Annotated in this window: 17 protein-coding genes and 1 tRNA gene; 11 read left to right on the top strand and 7 right to left on the bottom strand. The window is 59.1% G+C overall.

Features of this window, described 5'->3' with window-relative positions:
- Window positions 1-102: 102 nt before the first annotated feature.
- A tRNA-Ser gene (locus QP888_RS08580) sits at window positions 103-190 on the bottom strand.
- Window positions 191-295: 105 nt separating this feature from the next.
- Here QP888_RS08580 and QP888_RS08575 point away from each other — a divergent pair.
- On the top strand, window positions 296-1,258 hold the full coding sequence (locus tag QP888_RS08575) for an NAD(P)H-quinone oxidoreductase (RefSeq protein ID WP_284813186.1): 963 nt from the start codon (window positions 296-298) through the stop codon (window positions 1,256-1,258).
- Here the strand turns inward: QP888_RS08575 and QP888_RS08570 are convergent.
- Together QP888_RS08570 and QP888_RS08565 are read right to left on the bottom strand one after the other, a co-directional pair.
- Entirely contained in the window at window positions 1,242-2,507 is a 1,266-nt protein-coding gene (locus tag QP888_RS08570; RefSeq protein ID WP_284813140.1) for an ATP-binding protein, read from the bottom strand. The genes QP888_RS08575 and QP888_RS08570 overlap by 17 nt on opposite strands.
- A gap of 102 nt (window positions 2,508-2,609) precedes the next feature.
- A complete protein-coding gene (locus tag QP888_RS08565; protein ID WP_284813139.1) occupies window positions 2,610-3,845 on the bottom strand; it encodes an aminotransferase class V-fold PLP-dependent enzyme in 1,236 nt (411 codons plus the stop codon).
- 180 nt (window positions 3,846-4,025) lie between these two features.
- Here QP888_RS08565 and wzm point away from each other — a divergent pair, with 180 nt between their 5' ends.
- From wzm to glfT1, 3 genes are read left to right on the top strand one after another with little or no spacing between them, the layout of a single operon-like run.
- On the top strand, window positions 4,026-4,919 hold the full coding sequence (gene wzm, locus QP888_RS08560; RefSeq protein WP_284813138.1) for a galactan export ABC transporter permease subunit Wzm/RfbD: 894 nt from the start codon (window positions 4,026-4,028) through the stop codon (window positions 4,917-4,919).
- A 45-nt stretch (window positions 4,920-4,964) separates the two neighbouring features.
- Entirely contained in the window at window positions 4,965-5,750 is a 786-nt protein-coding gene (gene wzt, locus QP888_RS08555; protein WP_284813137.1) for a galactan export ABC transporter ATP-binding subunit Wzt/RfbE, read from the top strand.
- A 60-nt stretch (window positions 5,751-5,810) separates the two neighbouring features.
- Window positions 5,811-6,755 carry a galactofuranosyltransferase GlfT1 gene (gene glfT1 / locus QP888_RS08550; protein ID WP_284813136.1) on the top strand — a complete coding sequence of 315 codons (945 nt, stop codon included), beginning with the start codon at window positions 5,811-5,813 and terminating at the stop codon, window positions 6,753-6,755.
- A 55-nt stretch (window positions 6,756-6,810) separates the two neighbouring features.
- On the opposite strand, the gene QP888_RS08545 is transcribed toward glfT1, so the two are convergent.
- Together QP888_RS08545 and QP888_RS08540 are read right to left on the bottom strand one after the other, a co-directional pair.
- On the bottom strand, window positions 6,811-7,278 hold the full coding sequence (locus QP888_RS08545; RefSeq protein WP_284813135.1) for a GtrA family protein: 468 nt from the start codon (window positions 7,276-7,278) through the stop codon (window positions 6,811-6,813).
- Window positions 7,279-7,346: 68 nt separating this feature from the next.
- Window positions 7,347-8,234, bottom strand: a complete 888-nt coding sequence (locus QP888_RS08540; protein WP_284813134.1) for a hypothetical protein — start codon at window positions 8,232-8,234, stop codon at window positions 7,347-7,349.
- Between the two features lie 45 nt (window positions 8,235-8,279).
- Here QP888_RS08540 and QP888_RS08535 point away from each other — a divergent pair, with 45 nt between their 5' ends.
- The 7 genes from QP888_RS08535 (at window position 8,280) to QP888_RS08505 (ending at window position 19,134) form a co-directional block, all read left to right on the top strand.
- Window positions 8,280-8,528: a hypothetical protein gene (locus QP888_RS08535; protein ID WP_284813132.1), complete on the top strand. Its 249-nt coding sequence runs from the start codon at window positions 8,280-8,282 to the stop codon at window positions 8,526-8,528.
- Between the two features lie 8 nt (window positions 8,529-8,536).
- Window positions 8,537-9,952: a decaprenylphosphoryl-beta-D-ribose oxidase gene (gene dprE1 / locus QP888_RS08530; protein WP_284813130.1), complete on the top strand. Its 1,416-nt coding sequence runs from the start codon at window positions 8,537-8,539 to the stop codon at window positions 9,950-9,952.
- 67 nt (window positions 9,953-10,019) lie between these two features.
- Window positions 10,020-10,781 (top strand): decaprenylphospho-beta-D-erythro-pentofuranosid-2-ulose 2-reductase, encoded by a 762-nt coding sequence (gene dprE2, locus QP888_RS08525; protein ID WP_284813129.1) that lies wholly within the window; start codon window positions 10,020-10,022, stop codon window positions 10,779-10,781.
- A gap of 45 nt (window positions 10,782-10,826) precedes the next feature.
- The gene (locus QP888_RS08520; protein ID WP_284813128.1) at window positions 10,827-12,740 is read left to right on the top strand and encodes a galactan 5-O-arabinofuranosyltransferase; all 1,914 of its coding nucleotides are present in this window, start codon (window positions 10,827-10,829) and stop codon (window positions 12,738-12,740) included.
- Window positions 12,741-12,828: 88 nt separating this feature from the next.
- Complete coding sequence (locus QP888_RS08515; RefSeq protein ID WP_284813127.1) at window positions 12,829-16,164, top strand: arabinosyltransferase domain-containing protein; 3,336 nt, start codon at window positions 12,829-12,831, stop codon at window positions 16,162-16,164.
- Between the two features lie 3 nt (window positions 16,165-16,167).
- Entirely contained in the window at window positions 16,168-18,177 is a 2,010-nt protein-coding gene (locus tag QP888_RS08510; protein WP_284813126.1) for a DUF6541 family protein, read from the top strand.
- A gap of 24 nt (window positions 18,178-18,201) precedes the next feature.
- The gene (locus QP888_RS08505; RefSeq protein WP_284813125.1) at window positions 18,202-19,134 is read left to right on the top strand and encodes a GDP-mannose 4,6-dehydratase; all 933 of its coding nucleotides are present in this window, start codon (window positions 18,202-18,204) and stop codon (window positions 19,132-19,134) included.
- On the opposite strand, the gene QP888_RS08500 is transcribed toward QP888_RS08505, so the two are convergent.
- Window positions 19,106-19,519 (bottom strand): DUF2304 domain-containing protein, encoded by a 414-nt coding sequence (locus tag QP888_RS08500; RefSeq protein ID WP_284813124.1) that lies wholly within the window; start codon window positions 19,517-19,519, stop codon window positions 19,106-19,108. The two genes, QP888_RS08505 and QP888_RS08500, sit on opposite strands and share 29 nt — an antisense overlap.
- Window positions 19,520-20,212: a polyprenyl-phospho-N-acetylgalactosaminyl synthase PpgS gene (ppgS, locus tag QP888_RS08495; protein WP_284813123.1), complete on the bottom strand. Its 693-nt coding sequence runs from the start codon at window positions 20,210-20,212 to the stop codon at window positions 19,520-19,522.
- Window position 20,213 lies beyond the last annotated feature (1 nt).

Raw genomic sequence — 20,213 nt, 5'->3', positions numbered from 1 at the left:
GAATTCTTGCCCAGGGCATTGCACATAAAAACAATCGGTAGCACCTGAGATAAACAACCGGGTGGCACCTAAAATAAAAACAGGCACCACCGGTATCTCCACTGGCGGAGGCGGCGGGATTTGAACCCGCGGTGAGTTTCCCCACGCTGGTTTTCAAGACCAGTGCATTCGGCCGCTCTGCCACGCCTCCAGCGACATTAACCTACCATGGAATTCTATGACTTCGAAAAAGGCCCAGAAAAATGTAACCGCCAACACTGCACAAGCCACCACAGACGCGACTATCCCGGCCACCATGCACGCCATCGTACAAACCGATGCCGACGACCCACAGTCGCTAGCACTCACCCAAGTGGACGTGCCAACCCTGCGCGCGGGCGAGGTGCTGGTCAAGGTGGCAGCATCTGGCGTGAACCGTGCGGATTTACTCCAGGCCAAGGGCGCATACCCGCCACCACCGGGGGCCTCCGAACTCATTGGCCTGGAAGCCGCCGGCACCATCGTCGACGCCGGTGATACCGGCCGCGCGGTAGGCGAAGAAGTCGGCGCGTTGCTCGCCGGTGGCGGTTATGCGGAATACGTCGCTGTGCCCGAAGGCCAACTCACCCCGATCCCCGAGGGCTATTCCCTGGAAGATACCGCCTCTGTCGTGGAGGTAGCCTGCACCGTCTGGTCCAACCTCGTAATGACGGCTGGCCTGCGCTCCGGCCAAACCATCCTGATTCACGGCGGCGGTGGCGGCATCGGCACCTTCGCCATCCAGGTCGCGAAAAAACTGGGAGCGAAAGTCGCCGTCACCGCAGGCTCGGCGGAAAAGCTGGAAACCTGCAAAAAATACGGCGCAGATATCTTAATCAACTACAAAGAAGAGGATTTCGTCGACAAGCTGAAAGGCTCCTGCGATGTCATCCTGGACATCATCGGCGCGAAATACCTGAAGCAAAACCTAAAATCGCTGGCCAAAGACGGCAAATTGGTGATCATCGGCATGCAGGGTGGCACGAAAGAAGAAATCAACCTGGGCGCGGTGCTGGCCAATCGCCTGAGCATTTTCGGCACCACACTGCGTTCACGCGATATCGAGGCAAAAGCCGAGATCGTGCGCGAGACTGTTGCCAACGTCTGGCCGTGGCTTGCCGACGGCTCCATCACCCACCACCGGCACGCCAGCTACCCGCTTGCCGACGCCGTCGCCGCGCACCAAGCACTCGACTCTGGCGAAGTCACCGGCACGCTGGTGCTCACGCAGAGCAGCTAGACCCCATCGCGTGCAGCGGAAACGTCACAATTCCGCTTGGTAGCTGCAGCACCGGGCCATCGGAAGTAATGATTGCCATGAATTCCGGTGCGCCCGACTTTTTCGTATCGATGACCTCGGCGAAGCTGTGCAACGATTCCTCTGCTTTCGAGATCTGCCGCTGCCCAAGTTTTATTTCTACCGCTGCCCACCGGCCGTCACGCAGTTGCACGATGGCATCGACCTCGCGTTTCGACGAATCCCGGTAGTGATACACCTTGCCGCCGTGGGCCTCGGCAAACACTCGCAAATGTTGTACCACCTGCGACTCAAACAAAAACCCGGCGGTTTCCAGATCACGGCGCAGCGAATCCGCTGATGCACCGTGGATTGCCAGCGCCAAAGAGGGATCAACGAAATGCAGTTTCGGGCTCTGCCGAACTTTCGCGCGCGAACGCAAATGTGGTGCCCACGCAGGTTGCTCTTCCACGACATAAAGGCGTCGTAAAGCATTGATATACGCCGCTACGGTATCCGGTTTTGTCGTGCGAGTACCAGAAATATCTTTCGCAACCGTGGCATATGAGACTTCCGATGCCACATTTCGCGCCAAGCTGCGCAACACCGCCAGCATCAGATCTGGATCCCGGCGCGATTCCCCATCGAGACGCTCCACATCGCGGTTAATGAGGTCATCGACATAATCCGTGAGATGCGCCAGCGCCTGATTCGTCGGTAATTCCAGGTCAGTCGGCCAGCCGCCGTGCGCAAGATGGTCTAGCGCATCAGAAACCGTAAATGGGTTGTCCAACACTGGCGGCAGCTCAGCACCCGAGAATAATTTTTGCAGCGACACCGACGTATCACCAATGCGGCGTTCTACAAGCGTCATCGGACGCATCCGTAACCGCGCAATGCGATGTGCCCCGGAATGGCGCTGTGCATCTTCCGCTGGCACCGAAGAACCAGTCAGAATAAACTGCCCTTTTTCACCACGTCGATCAATCTCTCGCCGCACGATATTCCATAACGACGGTTCCAACTGCCATTCATCAATAAGTCGCGGATTCGCGCCTTCTAGCAGCAAGTTCGGGTCATTGTCGAGGGCTACCTGTACTGACGGCACCCCAGAGTCCAACGCTACCTCCGAGTTGGAATGTGCCCGAGCGGTTTCGGTTTTGCCGCAAGCCCGAACTCCCTCAATAAGCACACCACCGGAATAAGACAAGCGATCAGCCAGCATCTGATCAACAACCCTCGGTAAGTACATAATTGCTGATCATAGCGTCGAGGGGGTGATTTGTCGACAGTTTAGGGGGCGGTTTGTCGCCCGTCTAGGGGGTGATTTGTCGTCTATTTACGGGGCGAAAAGTTAAGCCAACGAAGCCACCACGCGCGTCAGATGCGCAATATCGGCCTCAGTATTAAACGGTGCGGCGGAAATCGTCACCGCGCCACCAATCTCACCGACCCCCATGTTTTCCAACAGCGGGGTATTCGGCGCGATGGTCGTGACCAGCCCGTTATCGAATAAGCGTTGATGCACCGTCGCCGCCGGTACCCCATGCACGGCAAAAGACAAACGCGGCAGCCGGTCCGCCGTCGACCCAGCCGCGGCCTCACCAGTCACACCAATGATGTGCGCGGCAGGCAGCGTGCCCAAAAACGTATACATCTGGTTAGTCAGCCGCGCCATGTACACATCCAACTCCGCCATGGACTGCTGTACACGCTTGCGCCGTGATCCAGCAGCCGCAGAACCCAGCCGTGCTATATGATCCACCGCCGGGCCGACGCCACCGGCCAGACCGGCAGAAAACGGAGATTCCAGCTTCGCGTAGGTGTCACAATCTTGGGTCGGCGAAATCGGTGCAATGCGTTTAAACATCGCGGTATCGCGGAAGACCAACGCGGCCAGCTGCGGGCCGCCAATCTGCGCCAGGTCGATAGCCAAGATGTTGCAGTCCCAGTCATCGGCCACGATCGGCCGGTACATCGCGATGCTGGAGACGTCGACAAGCGTCCAGGCTCGCGAACGCGAACGCACGTGCTCCACGATCTCGCTGACCGGCGCGACCGTGCCCAGCAAGTCATGCGCGGCGGACAGTGCGACGAAGCGCGTGTGGCCGTCGACCAGATCTTGATACTGAAACGCCGGCAACTCGCCCGTGGCCAAATCCGGCAAGGCCCAGCGGGTATCGTCGACAAGCCCGGAAAACGGCGCAGAAACCTCCGGGGCATCCAAGCCCGACAACACCACCGAGGTGCCACGGCGCGCGAGCATCGGCTCCATCGCGCGCGCCAGAGACTGATACAGCACCGGCAAGCTGGAACCCAGCACGACTCGATCGGCGCGCACCCCCAGCAAATCCGCCACGGCGCCGCGGGCATTTTCGATGTACACATCGCCTTCTAACCGCCCGGCGTGTTGGCGCTGCGAATGGCTCCCGGTGGGCCCGGTGCTGACAGAAGTGGCATTACGGAAAGCACGGGCGACACCCACCGCCACTCGTTCCGGGACCTGCGGAGTGGCATGCGCATTCAGATACGTCCAGCCCTCAGATAGCGTGGTGTACAAACCGCGCACGCTGTAGACGTCATAAGCCATGCCTGTCTCAGCTCCCTTCTGCCTTACCCGTTAATACTGTATACCGAAAATTGCGGCGCATTCAATCCTCCTGGCCGACGCCTGTCCCCCAAGAAATTCCCAGCTCACGCAAAGAAACACGGCAGGGTAGTGCGCGTTTGAGACTCGCCAGGCAGCACGCAACTGCTAAGGTTTGCCCTTGTGCAGGAGAACAATACGCAGCTTGACCAAGATATTGCCCGGATGACCTCTGGCGCCGACGGCGATGCACCCCAGTCTAAGTCCATGACCTTCGGGGCCGCCTGGCGTGATCTATCGCATGGCCTCAAGCAGCACGAATTATGGCTGCTGCTGGGTCTGCAGGATATGAAGCAACGCTACCGGCGCTCGGTGCTGGGGCCGTTCTGGATCACCATCGCCACCGGTGCCATGGCGACTGCACTGGGCTTTTTGTACTCCATGCTGTTTGATATCCCCACCGCGGAATTCTTGCCACACGTGACTGTGGGCTTGATCTTGTGGACGTTTATCTCTGGCTGCCTGAAAGAAGGCGCGTTGATCTTCATCGACAACGAAGGGCTGATCAAACAGCTCCCGGCCGCGATTTCTGTGCATGTCTACCGGCTGGTGTGGCGCCAACTGCTGTTCTTGGCGCACAATATGATCATCTGGGTCGCGCTGATCATCATCTTCCCACGTCACCTGGGCTGGGAGGTGCTGCTAGCCATCCCCGCATTGACATTGTTGGTGCTTAACGGCGCGTGGGTGTCGATGTTCTTCGGTATCGTCGCGACCCGTTTCCGTGACGTCGCCCCGCTGCTGGAAGCCCTGACCCAGCTGCTGTTTTATGTCACCCCAATCGTGTGGACGGTGCGCACGCTGGAAGAACAAGGCGGTGACGGCATTGAAGGCCCTGCCCGCCTAGTGGAGTTGAATCCACTGTTCCACTACCTCGAAATCGTTCGTGGCCCACTGATCGGCCAGCCTGTCGACGCCTACCACTGGTGGGTCGTGCTGGGCTGCACCGTCGTCGGTTTCGGCCTGGCACTGCTGGCGATGAAGCGCTGGCGTTTCCGCGTTAGCTACTGGGTTTAATTTAGCTGGGTTTCATCCTGCGGGATTGTTTAAGGAGTTTCCACCATGGTCTCAATCGATACCTACAACGCCTGCGTCGATTTCCCGATCTTCGATGCCAAGTCGCGCTCACTGAAAAAGGCAATGCTGTCCACCGCCGGTGGCGCGTTGGGCAAAAACGCCAGCAACACCGTCGTCGTCGAAGCGCTGCGCGACATCAATCTGCACCTGCGCGAAGGCGACCGCGTTGGGTTGGTCGGCCACAACGGTGCCGGTAAATCTACCTTGCTTCGCCTGCTGTCTGGCATCTACGAGCCCACTCGTGGCAGCGCCGATGTGCGCGGCCGAGTCGCCCCTGTCTTTGACCTGGGTGTAGGTATGGACCCGGAGATTTCGGGTTACGACAACATCATTATCCGTGGGCTATTTTTGGGCCAATCGCGCAAGCAGATGGAAAAGAAAATGGACGAGATCGCGGAGTTTTCCGAGCTCGGCGACTACCTGCGTATGCCTCTGCGCACCTATTCCACTGGTATGCGCGTGCGCTTGGCACTGGGTGTGGTCACCTCTATTGAGCCGGAGATTTTGCTTCTCGACGAAGGCATCGGCGCTGTCGACGCGGCGTTCATGGCCAAAGCCCGCGTGCGCCTGCAAGATCTGGTCAAACGCGCCGGTATTTTGGTGTTTGCTTCGCACTCCAATGATTTCTTGGCACAGTTGTGCAACACCGCGCTGTGGGTGGACAAAGGCGAGATCCGTTCCGTGGGCCGCGTGGAGGACGTCGTCGAGGATTACGAAGGCGTCGAAGCCGGTAATTACGTGCGCGATCTGGTGCGACGCTTTCAGAACTAAACGCTTTCAGAGTTAAGCGTTTCCAGAACCACACCCAACCTCAGCAATAGGATGGATTCCATGACAGCTTCTTCTGCTTCGCCAGAGCCGACCTCTACGTCGTCGCTGCGCCGTACTGGCACCACCGCCGCGGTGATCGTGACCCACCGCCGCGCCGAGCTGCTGCGCGCCTCGCTCGAGCAGGTAGTTGCGCAAACGCACCCGGTTGACTGGATCATCGTCGTCGACAATGGCGCGGAAGCTGCGGTGGAAACGCTTGTCGACGAATTAGCTGGCGAGCGTGGCCACTATTTGCCGAGCCACACGAACCTCGGTGGTGCCGGTGGTTTCGCTTATGGTTTTCTCACGGCCCTGGCGCTGGGCGCGGATGCCATTTGGTGTGCCGACGACGACGGGCGCCCCGCCGATAAGCACGTGCTAGACAAGCTGTATTCCGTGGCCGAATCCCACGGGCTGCACCAGGTCAGCCCAGTCGTGTGCAATATCAACGATCCGCAGCGCCTGGCCTTCCCGCTGCGGCAGAGCCTGGTTTGGCGTCGACGCGTGGATGAGTTGGACGGCGAGTTTTTGCCGGGCATCGCCTCGTTGTTTAATGGCGCGCTGATTTCGGCTGCCGCCATGGAGCAGATCGGAGTGCCGGATTATCGTCTGTTTATCCGTGGTGATGAGGTGGAATACCACCGTCGCCTGGTCAATTCCGGTGTGCGTTTTGGCACGTGCCTGACCGCGGCGTATTTACACCCGGATGGTGCCGACGAGTTCAAGCCGATTCTCGGTGGCAAGATGCACACGCAATTTCCCGATAATCCAGGCAAGCGATTTTTCACCTACCGCAACCGCGGTTATATTTTGTGGCAGCGTGGAATGAAGAAGCTGTTGCCGCAAGAATTCGCCCGCTTTGGGTGGTTCTTCTTGGTGCAGCGGCGTGATTTCGCTGGTTTTAAAAACTGGTTGCGCCTGCATAACCGTGGCCGTACGGAAGATTTCCGCCGCCCGGAGCATTAGCGCAGTGCTGCATCGGATCAGAGTTAAAGAGGCTCAGCGTTAAATCGGTTCACTGCTAAATCGGTTCAGCGTTTTTAAAAATGAACAAGCGCTGCACGAAGAAGTTGATGACCGTCGCAGTACCCTGCGCGATCACGAACGAAACCGCCAGCGCAATCGAGTCTGCCCAGCCGAAAACTTCCGAAAACAACTCGAAAAGCAGGCGCGAACCACCGACGTTAATCAGATACGTCATCGTGTACAGCAACGCCACCGCCGCGAAGCGTCGGAAAGATTTCTGCGCCCGGAACGTCCACGCGCGGTTCAACAAATACGCCGTCAGCGTGCCAAAAATAAAACCAACGGTACGAGCCCACAACGGAGCCAAGGCTTCCAGCCCGATCTGCAGAATCCATGTCAACGAAAAGTCCACGATCGCGGCGATGATGCCCGTGAGCAAGAATTTCAGCGATTGCGTCCGCAGCTTCTTCGAATCATCTACCGACGACGAACGCAGCGCCTGCACCGCGGAAAACTTAGGCATGAAACTCACTCGACTTTCTCGGCAAACAATCTGCCAACAACGGCAAACAACAACTGCACAGATCCTACCTAACCGGCAGCATCGGCACCGCGCAACACAACCCGATACACATCCAACCGGTCCACCGGCGCCACCGCCGCCACACACTGCGCCAACACGGCAAGCGAATCCGCGCACAACTGGCGTGGCTTAGCGCTCTGGTCTGTCTGGCCTGTCTGGCCTGATTGCCCAGAATCTCCCAGCGCAGCAAACAGCACCCCAGCGATCTCGTCGGTCATGTCCAGCCCACCCATGCACGAAAGCCCCAGTACACAAGCCCAAAACGCTTCTCGACGCCGCGGCTCGGTTTCCAGTGGCAACTGCTCCAACCGCGCGCGCACCTGCGCATCGACCGTGCATTCTCGGCGCACATCAATCGCCTGCAACAACGGCACCAGATCTGTCACTCCGGAACGGCGAATCAACGCCCCGACTTCCGGGTTTACCTCCGCCAACACCTGATCAATGGCATCCGGCCCCGTCAACTGCGCGTTAATCGCGGTGAGATCAAATTTACTGCCCAAAAACGAGCCCGATCCACCGACGCACAACGCCACCGGGGTTTCCTTATCGCGCGGATACGTCTCCACGGTCTGCAGCTGAAAGACCCACAGGCCCCAGTGAAAATTCAAACCGGCGTGCTCGCTGCCTAGATATTCGCCAACCAAGTGCTGCGGATCGACGCGGGAGGTTTCTGTGCGCGAGGTCGTCGGCAAGCGGCCCGTCGTCGTGAAGTGCCAGGGGGTTTGCTCATCACGCAGATCAAAACAGGTCGCCAACACGTCGGCAAGCTCCGCCAAATCCAGAGACTCGGACACGCCAATATGCCGGTGAATTTCATAGTCGTCGCGCACCAGGGAAGCCCGCACGATGACAGTCCGCTCCCGCAAATACACGACGTTGCTGTGCCTGAGCATGCGCCCCAGGGTAGACGAGCAGGCCAGAACACGTAGGCTTAAAGCATGTTCGGAAAACGGAAAAAAGACTCCTACGACGCCGAAAATGACCGCCTGAACGGCTCTTATATCGCCTCACAAGAAACCAACCTGCCACTGGATGAGTTCATGACGCGTCTGTTCGCCGAGGAGCTTCCCATGTTGGATAGCACCTCCCGACGCGAGGTGTACCGCCTGCTGCGCGAATACGATGGAAAGACGATCACCTCACAAGACGAGTTGCCTGCCCCCATCCGTGAATTGATGGACTTATAGTAATAGCTATGGAATTACACACCAGCGAAGCCACCCTGCACGGCTGGGGCCGCACCGCCCCTACCCGTGCACAAGTTTTGAGCACGGAAGACCTCGACACCATCGTCGCGGCCGTCAAGCAGGTTGCCGACGATAACGCCGACAAGCCGGATCACCTCAAGCGTGGCGTCATCGCCCGCGGCATGGGCCGTTCCTACGGGGACCCGGCACAAAACGCTGGTGGGTTGGTCATCGATATGCGGCCCTTCAACAAAATCCATTCCATTGACCCGGACAACGCCTTGGTGGTTGTCGACGGCGGCGTGACCCTGGATCAGTTGATGAAGGCAGCCCTGCCGTATGGTCTGTGGGTTCCGGTGCTGCCTGGTACGCGCCAGGTGACCATCGGTGGTGCGATCGGCCCGGATATTCACGGTAAAAACCACCACTCGGCCGGTTCTTTTGGCAATCACGTCGTGTCTATGGACCTGCTGGTAGCCAGCGGCGAGATCCTTACCCTGAAGCCGGAAGGCTCCGAGGATGATCCAGATGGCGAGCTGTTCTGGGCGACGGTTGGCGGCATGGGGTTGACCGGCATCATCGTGCAGGCGACTATCCGCATGACCAAGACTGAAACCGCATTTTTCATTGCCGACGGGGATTTGACCAGCAATTTTGATGAAACCATCGAGTTTCATGCCGACGGTTCTGAGGCCAACTACACCTACTCCTCGGCGTGGTTCGACGCCATCAGCCCAGAACCGAAGCTGGGCCGCGCCGCGATTTCCCGTGGCAGCTTGGCGACGTTGGATCAGCTGAAAGAGCTGGCACCGAAACTGGCGAAGGATCCGCTGAAATTCAGCGCACCGCAACTGATCACCGTGCCGGATATTTTCCCAAACTTCACCATGAATAAGCTGACCATGCAGGCCGTCGGCCAGGCTTGGTGGCTGAAATCCGGTGAATACCGCGACCAGGTGCAGAACCTGACGCAGTTCTATCAGCCACTGGATCTGATCGGTGAATGGAACCGTGGTTACGGTTCACGCGGCTTCTTGCAGTACCAATTCGTCGTGCCACGCGAAGCCACCAGCGAATTGAAGTCCATCGTGCGCTCCATCCAGGCTTCCGGCCACTACAGTGCACTGAACGTCTTCAAGCTCTTCGGCGAAGGCAACCGCGCGCCGCTATCGTTCCCGATGCCGGGCTGGAATATTTGTGTGGACTTCCCCATCAAGCCAGGCCTGGGTCATTTCTTGGATGAGTTGGACAAGCGCGTGCTGGATTTCGGCGGCCGGTTGTACTTGGCGAAGGAATCGCGCACCTCGGCGGAGAAATTCCACCAGATGTACCCACAGATGCAATCGTGGTTGGATACCCGCAATGAGATCGACCCAACCGGCGTGTTCGCTTCGGACATGTCGCGTCGTCTGGAACTGCACTAAACCCACAAGCTACGCTAAGCCCACAAGCTGCACTAATCCCCAAAAATTTTTAAAGGACCCTATTTTTATGTTGAATGCTGTAGGTCAAGCTCAGCACATTTTGTTGCTCGGCGGAACCAGTGAAATTGGCGTCGGCATCGCCCGCGAATTGCTGTCGGCCGGCCCAGCCAAGGTCACTCTGGCTGCGCGCAAGGATTCGCCACGCGTGGCTGATTCCACACGCAACCTGGAAAGTGCTGGTGCCAGCGAGGTCAACGTCATCGATTTCGACGCCACCGATTACGATTCCCACCCAGCTGTGCTGGAGGAAGCATTTTCTGCTGGCGATGTGGATGTCGCGGTGGTTGCCTTCGGCACGTTGGGTGACCAGGAAGAGCTGTGGCAGTCCCACGAAGCCGCGGTGGCTTCGGCTCAGGTGAACTACACCGGCGCAATCTCGGTCGGTGTGGCACTGGGACAGAAGATGCGCCAGCAGGGCCACGGCACCATCGTCGCATTGTCATCGGTGGCTGGCATGCGTGTGCGTCGTTCCAACTTCGTCTACGGTGCCTCCAAGGCCGGGGTCGACGGTTTCTTCGTCAACTTGGGTGAAGCCCTGCGCGATTCCGGCGTGAACGTGTTGGTCGTGCGCCCAGGCCAGGTGCGCACCAAGATGTCCGCGGAAGCTGGTGAGGCCCCTCTGACTGTCGATGTCGACGACGTCGCCAAGGCCACCGTCGAGGCGATCAAGGACGGCAAGGATAATATCTTCGTCCACCCGCTGTTCCGCTATGTCTCGCTAGCATTCCAGTTCATCCCACAAGCGATTTTCCGTCGCCTACCGTTCTAACTTTCGTACACTGCTCCACTAACCGCGTATCCCCCGTAACCCTGAATGAACAAACCAGACCAACTCACCCGGCCCCAAATATTTTCGGCCCTAGCCTGCACGGGGCTGGGCAGTTTTGTCGCCGCGCTTAGCGCGTGGATCATCCTGGACCGGACGAATCTCCCGGCGTTTAATACCTCCATGGTCACCCGCGCGCTGGCCACCGCAGTCTCGGTGGGCTTGCTCGTGCTGGTGGCCGTGTTGCTGTGGCAGTGGCGCAAAACTGACCACCACCCACGGCCACGGTGGCGCAGCGCGCTCACCTACCTGGTTAGTTATCTCTCTCCTGCCGGGCTGACCATCGCGACGCTGGGCATTCCGCTTTCTGCCACCCGCCTGTGGCTCGACGGCCTGCAGGTGGACCAGCTGTTTCGCACGCAGTTCCTCACCCGCACCGCCACCAACTTCGGCTACCAGGACATGAATTACCTGGATATGCCCACCTACTACCCTCTGGGCTGGTTCTGGGGCGGCGGTCGTTTGGCGAACCTGCTGGATATGCCCGGATGGGAGGTCTACCAACCGTGGGCGTTGGTGTCCTTGGCGACGGCTGCTGCGTTGTTGGTTCCGGTGTGGCAGGCATTAACCGGCTCACTGCCTTTGGCCACGAGCCTGGCACTCGCCAACACCGCGGTCACACTGTCCATGGCGGCAGATGAGCCGTATGCTGCCATCGTCGGCATGGGTATCGCCCCGGCTGTGGTGATGGCAGCCCGCGCGGTGCGCGGCTCCTGGCTGGCCGTCGCCGGCGTGGCGGTCTACCTGGGAGTTTCGGCCACAATGTACACGCTGTTCGTCGGCGTGACTGCGCTGATCACCATCGTGTTGACGATCCACTATTTCTGGGCCCGCCAACCGGGCCAACGCAACCTCGGACCGTTTATCCGCCTGGCGGTAGTGGGGCTGGGATCAATGGCGATCGCCGCTATTTCCTGGGGCCCCTACCTGTGCCTGGTGGCCACCGCGGACTATAAGCCATCCTCGGTAGCCCAGCACTTCTTGCCTGCCAACGGCACCGAAGTTCCACTGCCGTTTTTCGAGTTATCCGCGCTCGGCTTTTTCAGCTTGCTCGGCTTGCTGTACTTGGTGCTGCGCAGCACGCGTCGTCCGTTGTTAATTGCCACCGTCGTGCTCTACGCCTGGGTGTTAGCTTCCATGCTGATGACGCTGCTCGGCTCCACCCTGCTGGGCTTCCGCATTGAATTACCAATCGCGCTGATCCTCTCCACTGCAGGTTTTTTCGCCTTCGCCGATACCGATCGCACGAAGGTGGTGCACTTTTTCGAATCCCGCAAAATCAACCTGTCCGCCCGCCAAGTTTCGGGCGCGTTCACCGTGTTGTTGGTGGCAGCCAGCATTGGTTACGCGCAACAGATTTCCGCAACCAACGAAAATGAAATCGACCACGCCTATACCGATACCGACGGCTACGGCGAACGCGCAGATCAATACGCCCCTGGCTCGGCGAAGTACTTCGCCGAGATCGTCGCCACGCTGGGCACCGCCGGCCACTCGCCGCAACACACCGTGCTGCTGACAGACGAAAATTCGCTGCTGTCCTACTACCCGTACTACGGTTTCAACGCGTTCACCTCGCATTACGCGAACCCGATGGGCCAGTACACCGAGCGCAATGACACCATCAAGCATTGGGCGCAAGCCTCGTTCGATGAGCTTTCTGCCCCGCAAGATTTCGCCGCTGCGCTGGAAGATACCGAGTGGAAAGGCCCGGATGCGTTTGTCTTCCGTGGCCACAAAGACGACGAGGAATACAAGACCCACGTCGCGGTAGATTTGTTCCCGAATAACCCGAACGTGGCCTACGAAGGCGTGTTTTTCAATTCCGAGGTATTCGCAGATGACGCATTGTGGGATATCGAACAAGTCGGCCCTTATGTAGTAATTAGCCGCACCAAGTAAGCACACCCAATAGTGCGCTGTCACATGGGCCAGAACAAGGGCCCAGTCAAGACCAGTTTTGGCCGCGGCTGGGCTAGACTGACACGTTGTGTCACCTCAACCTCTCACCCCCCAAGCAGTCGGAACCGAGGAATCTGCACAGCGAGCAGCCAGTGCACACAGTGCCTCGAACCCCACCACAGCCGCGCGCGCACACAAGCTACATCTCACGGCGATCATCACCGGCGTCGTGGGCTTTCTGTTGTTTATTGCCACCCCGCTGCTGCCGGTCAACCAGACGCAGTCGTCGTTCGAGTGGCCGCAGAATGGCTCACTGAATTCCATCAACGCGCCGCTGATTTCCGTGGCGCCGGAATCCTTCGAGGCCACGGTTCCAGTCGCTGCGCTGGATACGCTCCGCGACGAGCAGACATTGGTGCTGGGCACTGTTCCGGAGGATTCCCCTGAGGCCTCCAACCGTGGGCTGTTCGTGCGTTCTGCCGACGGCGGTTTGGATGTGTTCGCCTTGGACGAGGTTCTGCTGAGCTTGCAGGAATCCGAGGTCGCAGCGCTTGCCGACGACGCGTTGATCAAGATTTCGGTGACCGCAGATGGCACGAAGGTAGCCGTCGGCAAGCATTCGGAAGTAACCGAGGATGATCTGCGCCCGCAGGTCACCGGCATTTATTCCGAGCTGGAGGACACGCCGGAGAATGTGGCTGCGCTGACCGCTGCAGGCCTGGATGTGGATGTGGAGATCAACTCACGATTTACCTCCACCCCGACGCTGGCGAAATCACTGGCGATGGGCTTGGGCGTGTTTTTCATGGTGATCGCACTGATCGCGTTGGCGCGGATGGATCTATTGGATGGCCGCAAAGATCTCAAGGTACTGCCAGCGCGCTGGTTTAAGCTACGCCCACTGGATGGCCTGGTGGTGGCTGTGCTGGCATTGTGGCACGTATTTGGTGCGAATACCTCGGACGACGGCTATATCCTGACCATGGCGCGGGTGACCGAGCATGCGGATTATATGGCGAATTATTATCGCTGGTATGGCGTGCCGGAATCGCCGTTTGGTACCCCGTATTATGACCTGTTGGCGCTGTTTGCCGCGGTATCCACGAACTCTCTGTGGATGCGCCTGCCCGCGCTGCTGTGTGGTCTGGCGATCTGGTGGGTGCTTTCCCGCGAAATCCTGCCGCGCCTGGGCGAGATGGTCAACGACCGTCGCGTGGCGCACTGGACCGCCGCGCTGGTGTTTTTGGCTTTCTGGCTGCCGTTCAACAACGGTATCCGTCCGGAACCATTCGTCGCCCTGGGCGTGGTGCTCACCTGGGTTTCTTTCGAACGTGCCATTGCCACCCAGCGTCTGTTGCCAGCGGCAATCGGTACGTTCATCGCAACGGTCACCCTGGCCGCGGGCCCGACGGGTCTGTTCGCGGTCGGTTCGTTCTTGATCGCGCTGCCGTACCTGATCCGCATTCTGCGCTACCGCCTACAACTGCTGGAAGGCGGCAAGCTGACGGCCGCGGCGATGATCGCGCCGTTTTTGGCAGCCGGAACGATGATCATGGTGATGATCTTCAACAACCAGACCATCGCGACGGTGCTGGAATCCGCAAGCGTCCGCGGCGAAGTCGGGCCGTCGCTGGAATGGTTCTTCGAGTTCGTCCGCTACCAAACGCTGTTTGCGCAAACCGTCGACGGTTCGTTTACCCGCCGCTTTGGCCCTGTGGTGATGTTCGCCTGCATCGGGCTGATTCTGTACGCGTTCGTGCGCGACCGGAAAATGGCGAATGGCCCGGCGTTGCGTTTGGTGCTGATCGTGTTCGTCTCGCTGTTTTTCTTGATGTTCACCCCGACGAAGTGGACCCACCACTTCGGTATTTATGCCGGTATCGCCGCCGCGATTGCCGCCTTGGGTGCGGTGGTGCTCTCGCAGGTGGCGGTGCGTTCCCGGCGCGCCCGCGTGTTCTCCATCGCGGGTGTGTTGTTCCTGTTGGCGTTTACTCTGGCCGGTTGGAATGCCTGGTGGTATGTGTCGTCGTTTGGTATTCCGTGGTGGGATCGCACGATCCAGTTGCACGGAATCGAGGCCACCAACGTCGTATTGCTCCTGGCCCTGTTGGTGCTGCTGGTCGGCGTTATTTATTCTTTCCGCACCCCGAAACCGGAGCGTAATACGCGCTGGGCTGGTGTGATGGCCGCCCCCATCGCGATTGTGTCTGCGCTAGCGGTCGCGCTCTCGCTGGCCTCGTTCGCGAAGGCCTTCGTGGATCAATATCCTTCGTACTCCGTGGGCAAGGGCAACCTGCAGGCGCTCACCGGTAACCACTGTGCACTTGCCGACGACGCCTTGCTAGAAACCAACACCAATGACTCGTTCTTACGTCCGGTTAATGGGGAACTCGGCGAATCGCTCGAGGCTGGTGATTCGCGCGGTTTCGCCCCGAACGGTGTGCCTTCTGAGATCGAGCCGGATGGTGGCGATTCGGCTGCTGTTGGCGTGATTGGTGATGCTGATTCGCCAACCAGCGCTGGTGCTGGCTCAGAATCGACTGAGGAAACCGAGGACGGCAACCGCGAGGACGCTGGCGTGAATGATTCCACGATCCGCCTGCCGTTCAACTTGGACTACAACCGCGTTCCGGTGCTGGGTTCGTGGGCGGATGAATCCGAACCACAATCCGCTGCCGAACTGACCACCGGTTGGTACGAGATGCCGGAACGCCGCGAATCTGCCCCACTGCTGGTGGTCTCTGCTGCCGGGCGCATCGCCCACCACGACATCAACGGCATTGAGCAAGAAGGCGAAGAGCTGTTGCTGGAATACGGCACCCGCGGTGCAGATGGCAAGGTCACAAACACCAAGAAGGTGGAGATGATGGACGTCGGCCAGCGCCCCGCCTGGCGCAACCTGCGCTTCCCGCTGGAAGAGATCCCCGAAGACGCCGACGTGGTGCGCTTGGTGGCCGAGGATTACTCGCTGGCCCCAGAAGACTGGATCGCCGTGACCCCGCCACGCAACCCGGAGTTGGAGCCGGTCAGCCAGCGCTTCGACAGCGATACCCCGGCGCTGCTGGACTGGTCGACCGCCTTCCAATTCCCGTGCCAGCGCCCGTTTGATCACTACGCTGGCGTTACAGAGATCCCGGAGTTCCGCGTGTTGCCGGATTCTGATGCGCAATTCCAGCTGGGTGGTTTCCAGGATTACTACGGCGGTGGCGCGATGGCCACAGCAGAAGCCGTGAACTGGTCCTATGAAATCCCGGGCTACCTGGATGGTGACTGGAACCGCGACTGGGGTGCGGTGCACAAATACGAGCTGCGCCGCGATTCTGCGGGCAATGTCCCGGATGAAGCTGCGATAAACTACGCCGAACACACCCGGAGTGGTTTGTGGCACAGCTCGGATATGAAAATCCGCGAGGAACGGAGTTAAGTAATGGCAGCAGCGATTTTCGTCGCCAGTCTCATCGCCGTGGTGATCGTGCCCGGGTTGCTGGTTGGCTGGCGGGCTCGCCTGTCAGTGCCAGTTGCTCTGCTGGCGGCACCTGCGGTCACGTTCGGCATCGTCGCTGCTGGTGTACAAATAAGCAACGTTTTTGGGGCTGGCTGGCGCGTGCCGACAGCCGCGATCACCTTGCTGGTTGCCGTTGTGCTGGCAGAATTGTGGGGACGGTGTGTTCCGAAGCCTGCGACCCAGACGCGCCGCTGGGAAGCCAAGGACTGGCTCCCGGTCGCCGGAGTGGCTGCGGGAACGCTGACCATCGGCGGGATGTACTGGAATTACTTGGCGGCTATGCCGCACGGCATCAACAACATCTTCCAAGGTTGGGATGCGCACTGGCACGCGAATGTGCTGGCATTCATCAGTGAAGAAGGCACCGCTGCCCCGGGTGCGATGGGTGCGTTGCATCACCAGTTCACCGATGCGCCCATGTATTACCCCACGGCATGGCATTCTGTCGTTTCCATTCCTGCCCATTGGGTGGATCTCACGACGATGGCCGAGTACAACCTGGGCTCAGGTATCATGCTGGCGCTCGTCACCCCGTGGGCAGTGGCTGCGTTGGCGAATTTGTTGGGCGGTCGTGCCGTGGCCGGTATCGCTGGTGCGGGCACCGCTTTTTTCCCGGCTTTGCCGTGGATTGAGATTCGTGTGGCGGCCATCCCTGCTGCCACCTCGATGATGCTGGGCGCGATGGCAGCTGTGCTTACCATCCATTGCCTGCGCGATCGTCGGGCCATCCCGTTCGCGATTCTGGCGTTGTTTGGTGCATTGAGTAGCCAGCCACAGGGGTTGTTGGTCGCGGTATTCCTGGTGCTTATCTACTGGCTATTCCACGCATTATTCGCTCCGACGCGTTCACGGTTGGGGGATTTCTTGACTTTGGCCGCGGTGGGCCTGGGTGCGATGGCTACGGCGATCCCGGCTGCTGTGTTCCTGTTCGGCAACGAGGATGCAGAAGATTTCGGTGATTTCGCCCGGACCTTCGAAGTCCCGGAAATTGACCGCGCTGAAAGCTGGCGCCTGGCTGCCGGGTTAATGACCCGCCACACGAACGAATTCGGGCCCACGTGGTATTTGCTGCTCATTGGTGGGATCGGCGCGCTGATTTTACTTACCCGCAAAACGGTCTGGCCCATCCTACTGTGGGGTTTTGGTGTGGCACTTTCTGCCCACGCCATGAAGTATTTTGAAACCCCGGTGGGCGATTTCCTGCAGAGCCTCGTCGGCCCGTTTTATTCAGATGCCCGACGCATCAACGTGTGGGTGTCCCTGTTAGTGGCTGCCACGAGCGCGCTGGCGCTGGGGTGGATCATTCACACAGTGGCAGCGGCTGTCAACAAAGACCGCATCCGTAAACTACCCGTCACGGTCGGGATCACCAGCGTCGTCATCGCCATCATGGCAGGCACTACCCTAGTTACCCTGCAAGAACCAGCACGGCGATTGTCGCAGGAATCCCGTACTGGCCGTGTGGTCAACGAGCGCGACCAACGCGCCTATGACTGGCTGGCGCAGCAACCGAAGGCCTACGATGGGCATGTTTTCGTCCACCCTAGTGAAGGCAATGGCTGGATGTATGCCTATAACCGGCTGCCTTCGACATCACGGCATTATCACTACACCGGCGCTGTGGAACCAGAGCTGACCACGCTCTTCCTTCATCTGAACGAGGCCGGATCAGGCACCGCTACAGGCGAGGCCGTCGATGCCATCCTCGAGCGCATGGACATCAACTACGTGTTCATCAGTCCGCCGAATTGGTGGGGCCCGGAGGTGCAACCACCGAACGAGATGCTGCTGAACCTGCGGGATAATGCCCCTGGGCTGACGGAGGTGTATCGCAACCACGAGGTCAGCATCTATGCCGTCGATGCGATGTTTAGTGACGCAGAGATGGAAAAGATCCTTAGCGATAGTCCGTACCCACCGCAGACACAATAGAGCGCAGGGCGTACCCTTAGGGTCATGAAAGCTTTGGTTACCGGCGGCGCCGGATTCATCGGTTCTACATTGGTCGATCAGCTTTTGGCGCGGGGCGACAACGTCGTCGCCCTCGATAACCTCAGTCGGGGTAGCCGCGCCAACCTGGCGCAAGCCCGCGACCATGACGGTTTCAGTTTCGTGGAAGCCGACATCATCACTGGTGATCTGGAAGCCCTCTGTGCCGAGCACGAGCCGGAAGTGATTTTCCACCTGGCCGCACAGATCGACGTGCGCCACTCAGTGACTGATCCGCTGCATGATGCGCAAGCGAATATCATCGGCACGATTCGTCTGGCCGAAGCCGCGCGGAAAACCGGGGTGCGCAAAATCGTCGGTACGCCATCCGGCGGTTCTATTTATGGGGTGCCAGAAGATTACCCAGTCGATGAATCCACAGCAATTGATCCGCACTCGCCATACGCGGCCAGCAAGGCAGCTGGCGAGATTTATTTGAATACCTACCGGCACCTCTATGGCCTGGAGTGTTCGCATATTGCACCAGCGAATGTCTACGGCCCGCGGCAAGATCCACACGGGGAAGCCGGTGTGGTGGCGATTTTCGCGCAGCGTTTATTATCTGGAGAGCCCACGAAAGTCTTTGGCAACGGTAGCAATACCCGGGATTATATTTTCGTCGATGACGTCGTCGCTGCCTATCTGGCGGCTTCCGGTGCCGCGGGTGATGGCGAGCGCTTCAATATCGGTACGGGTGTGGAAACCTCCGACCGACAGCTACACACCCTGGTTGCGAAAGCCGCCGGTGCCCCCGACACCCCAGAATATGCACCAGCTCGGCTCGGCGATGTGCCGCGCAGCTGCCTGAACCCTGCCAAAGCGGAGCAGCTATTAGGTTGGCGCCCGCAGGTGGATATCGCGGAAGGTGTGGCTAGGACCGTGGAGTATTTCCGCCGTTAGCCTCGGTATTTTCCGGCCGCGCGCTTTTTTCTGGCTGTGCAGTTTTTTCCGGCGCTGGTGCCTGAGCGTTACTCAGCGCCACTGCACGCGCCAAGCGGGCAAAGCGCAATTCCTGCTCGCGGAAACGCAAATACGAGCTGATCGTGACAAACACGAAAGCCACGATCAACCCATACAGCATCAAATCAGTACCGCGCTGCACGCCAACCAGCTGGGCAATCCACGTGGTGGCATCCGGAAATAGCACCGCAAAAATGGCGAGGATCAAAAACACCATGAAGCCGATTTTCACGCCAGCTTTCGCGCGTGCTTTGCGGCGGTTGCTCAGGAAATACAGCGTCAACGCGGCCACGGCGATGACCAGCAGAATTTGAATCAACAGCATTTAATCGAGTCTCTTTCCCAGTAGCCCGTCGGCAAGAATATTGACACCATTGAACAGCGACTGGCCCTTCGACATCGAATATTCGGTATACAGCACGTCGACGGGTTCTTCGCCCACGGTCCACTCGCCGTTGCCCATGATGTCGACGAACTCACTGGCATGGCTCATGCCGTTCATACGCAGCTGCAGATCATTGCCGAAGCGATGCCCCATCACACGCAAACCATTGTGGGCGTCGCTTAAGCCCAGGCGCTTCAGCTTGGGTGACAGGGCCACCACGACACGTAACACGATGCGTTTGATCAGCGGAACCTGGGACGATTCGCGTTCGTAAGCTCCAAAACGCGTACCGACGACTATGTCGAGGTCATCTTTGCGCAGCCGGGCGATCATATTCTCCACATCGTGCACCTGGTGCTGGCCGTCAGCATCAAAGGTGACAAAGATCCGTGCACCGGGTTGCGCCCGGGCGTATTCCACGCCGGTTTGGATCGCCGCCCCCTGCCCCAGGTTCACAGGATGTTGCACCAGGTGCGCGCCGCCAGCCAAGATTTGCTCTGGAGAGCCATCCTTGGATCCATCATCAACCGCCACGATATTCGGAAAAGTCTTCCGCGCGTTTGCGATCACGTCACGGATTACCGTCGCTTCGTTGAAGCACGGGATCACCAGCCACACATCGGAATATTTCATT

The organism is Corynebacterium sp. MSK297 (genome assembly GCF_030232885.1).
Classification (GTDB): domain Bacteria; phylum Actinomycetota; class Actinomycetes; order Mycobacteriales; family Mycobacteriaceae; genus Corynebacterium.
Note: the sequence above shows the minus strand (reverse complement) of the source record. Positions and strands in the feature narration are given on the sequence as shown.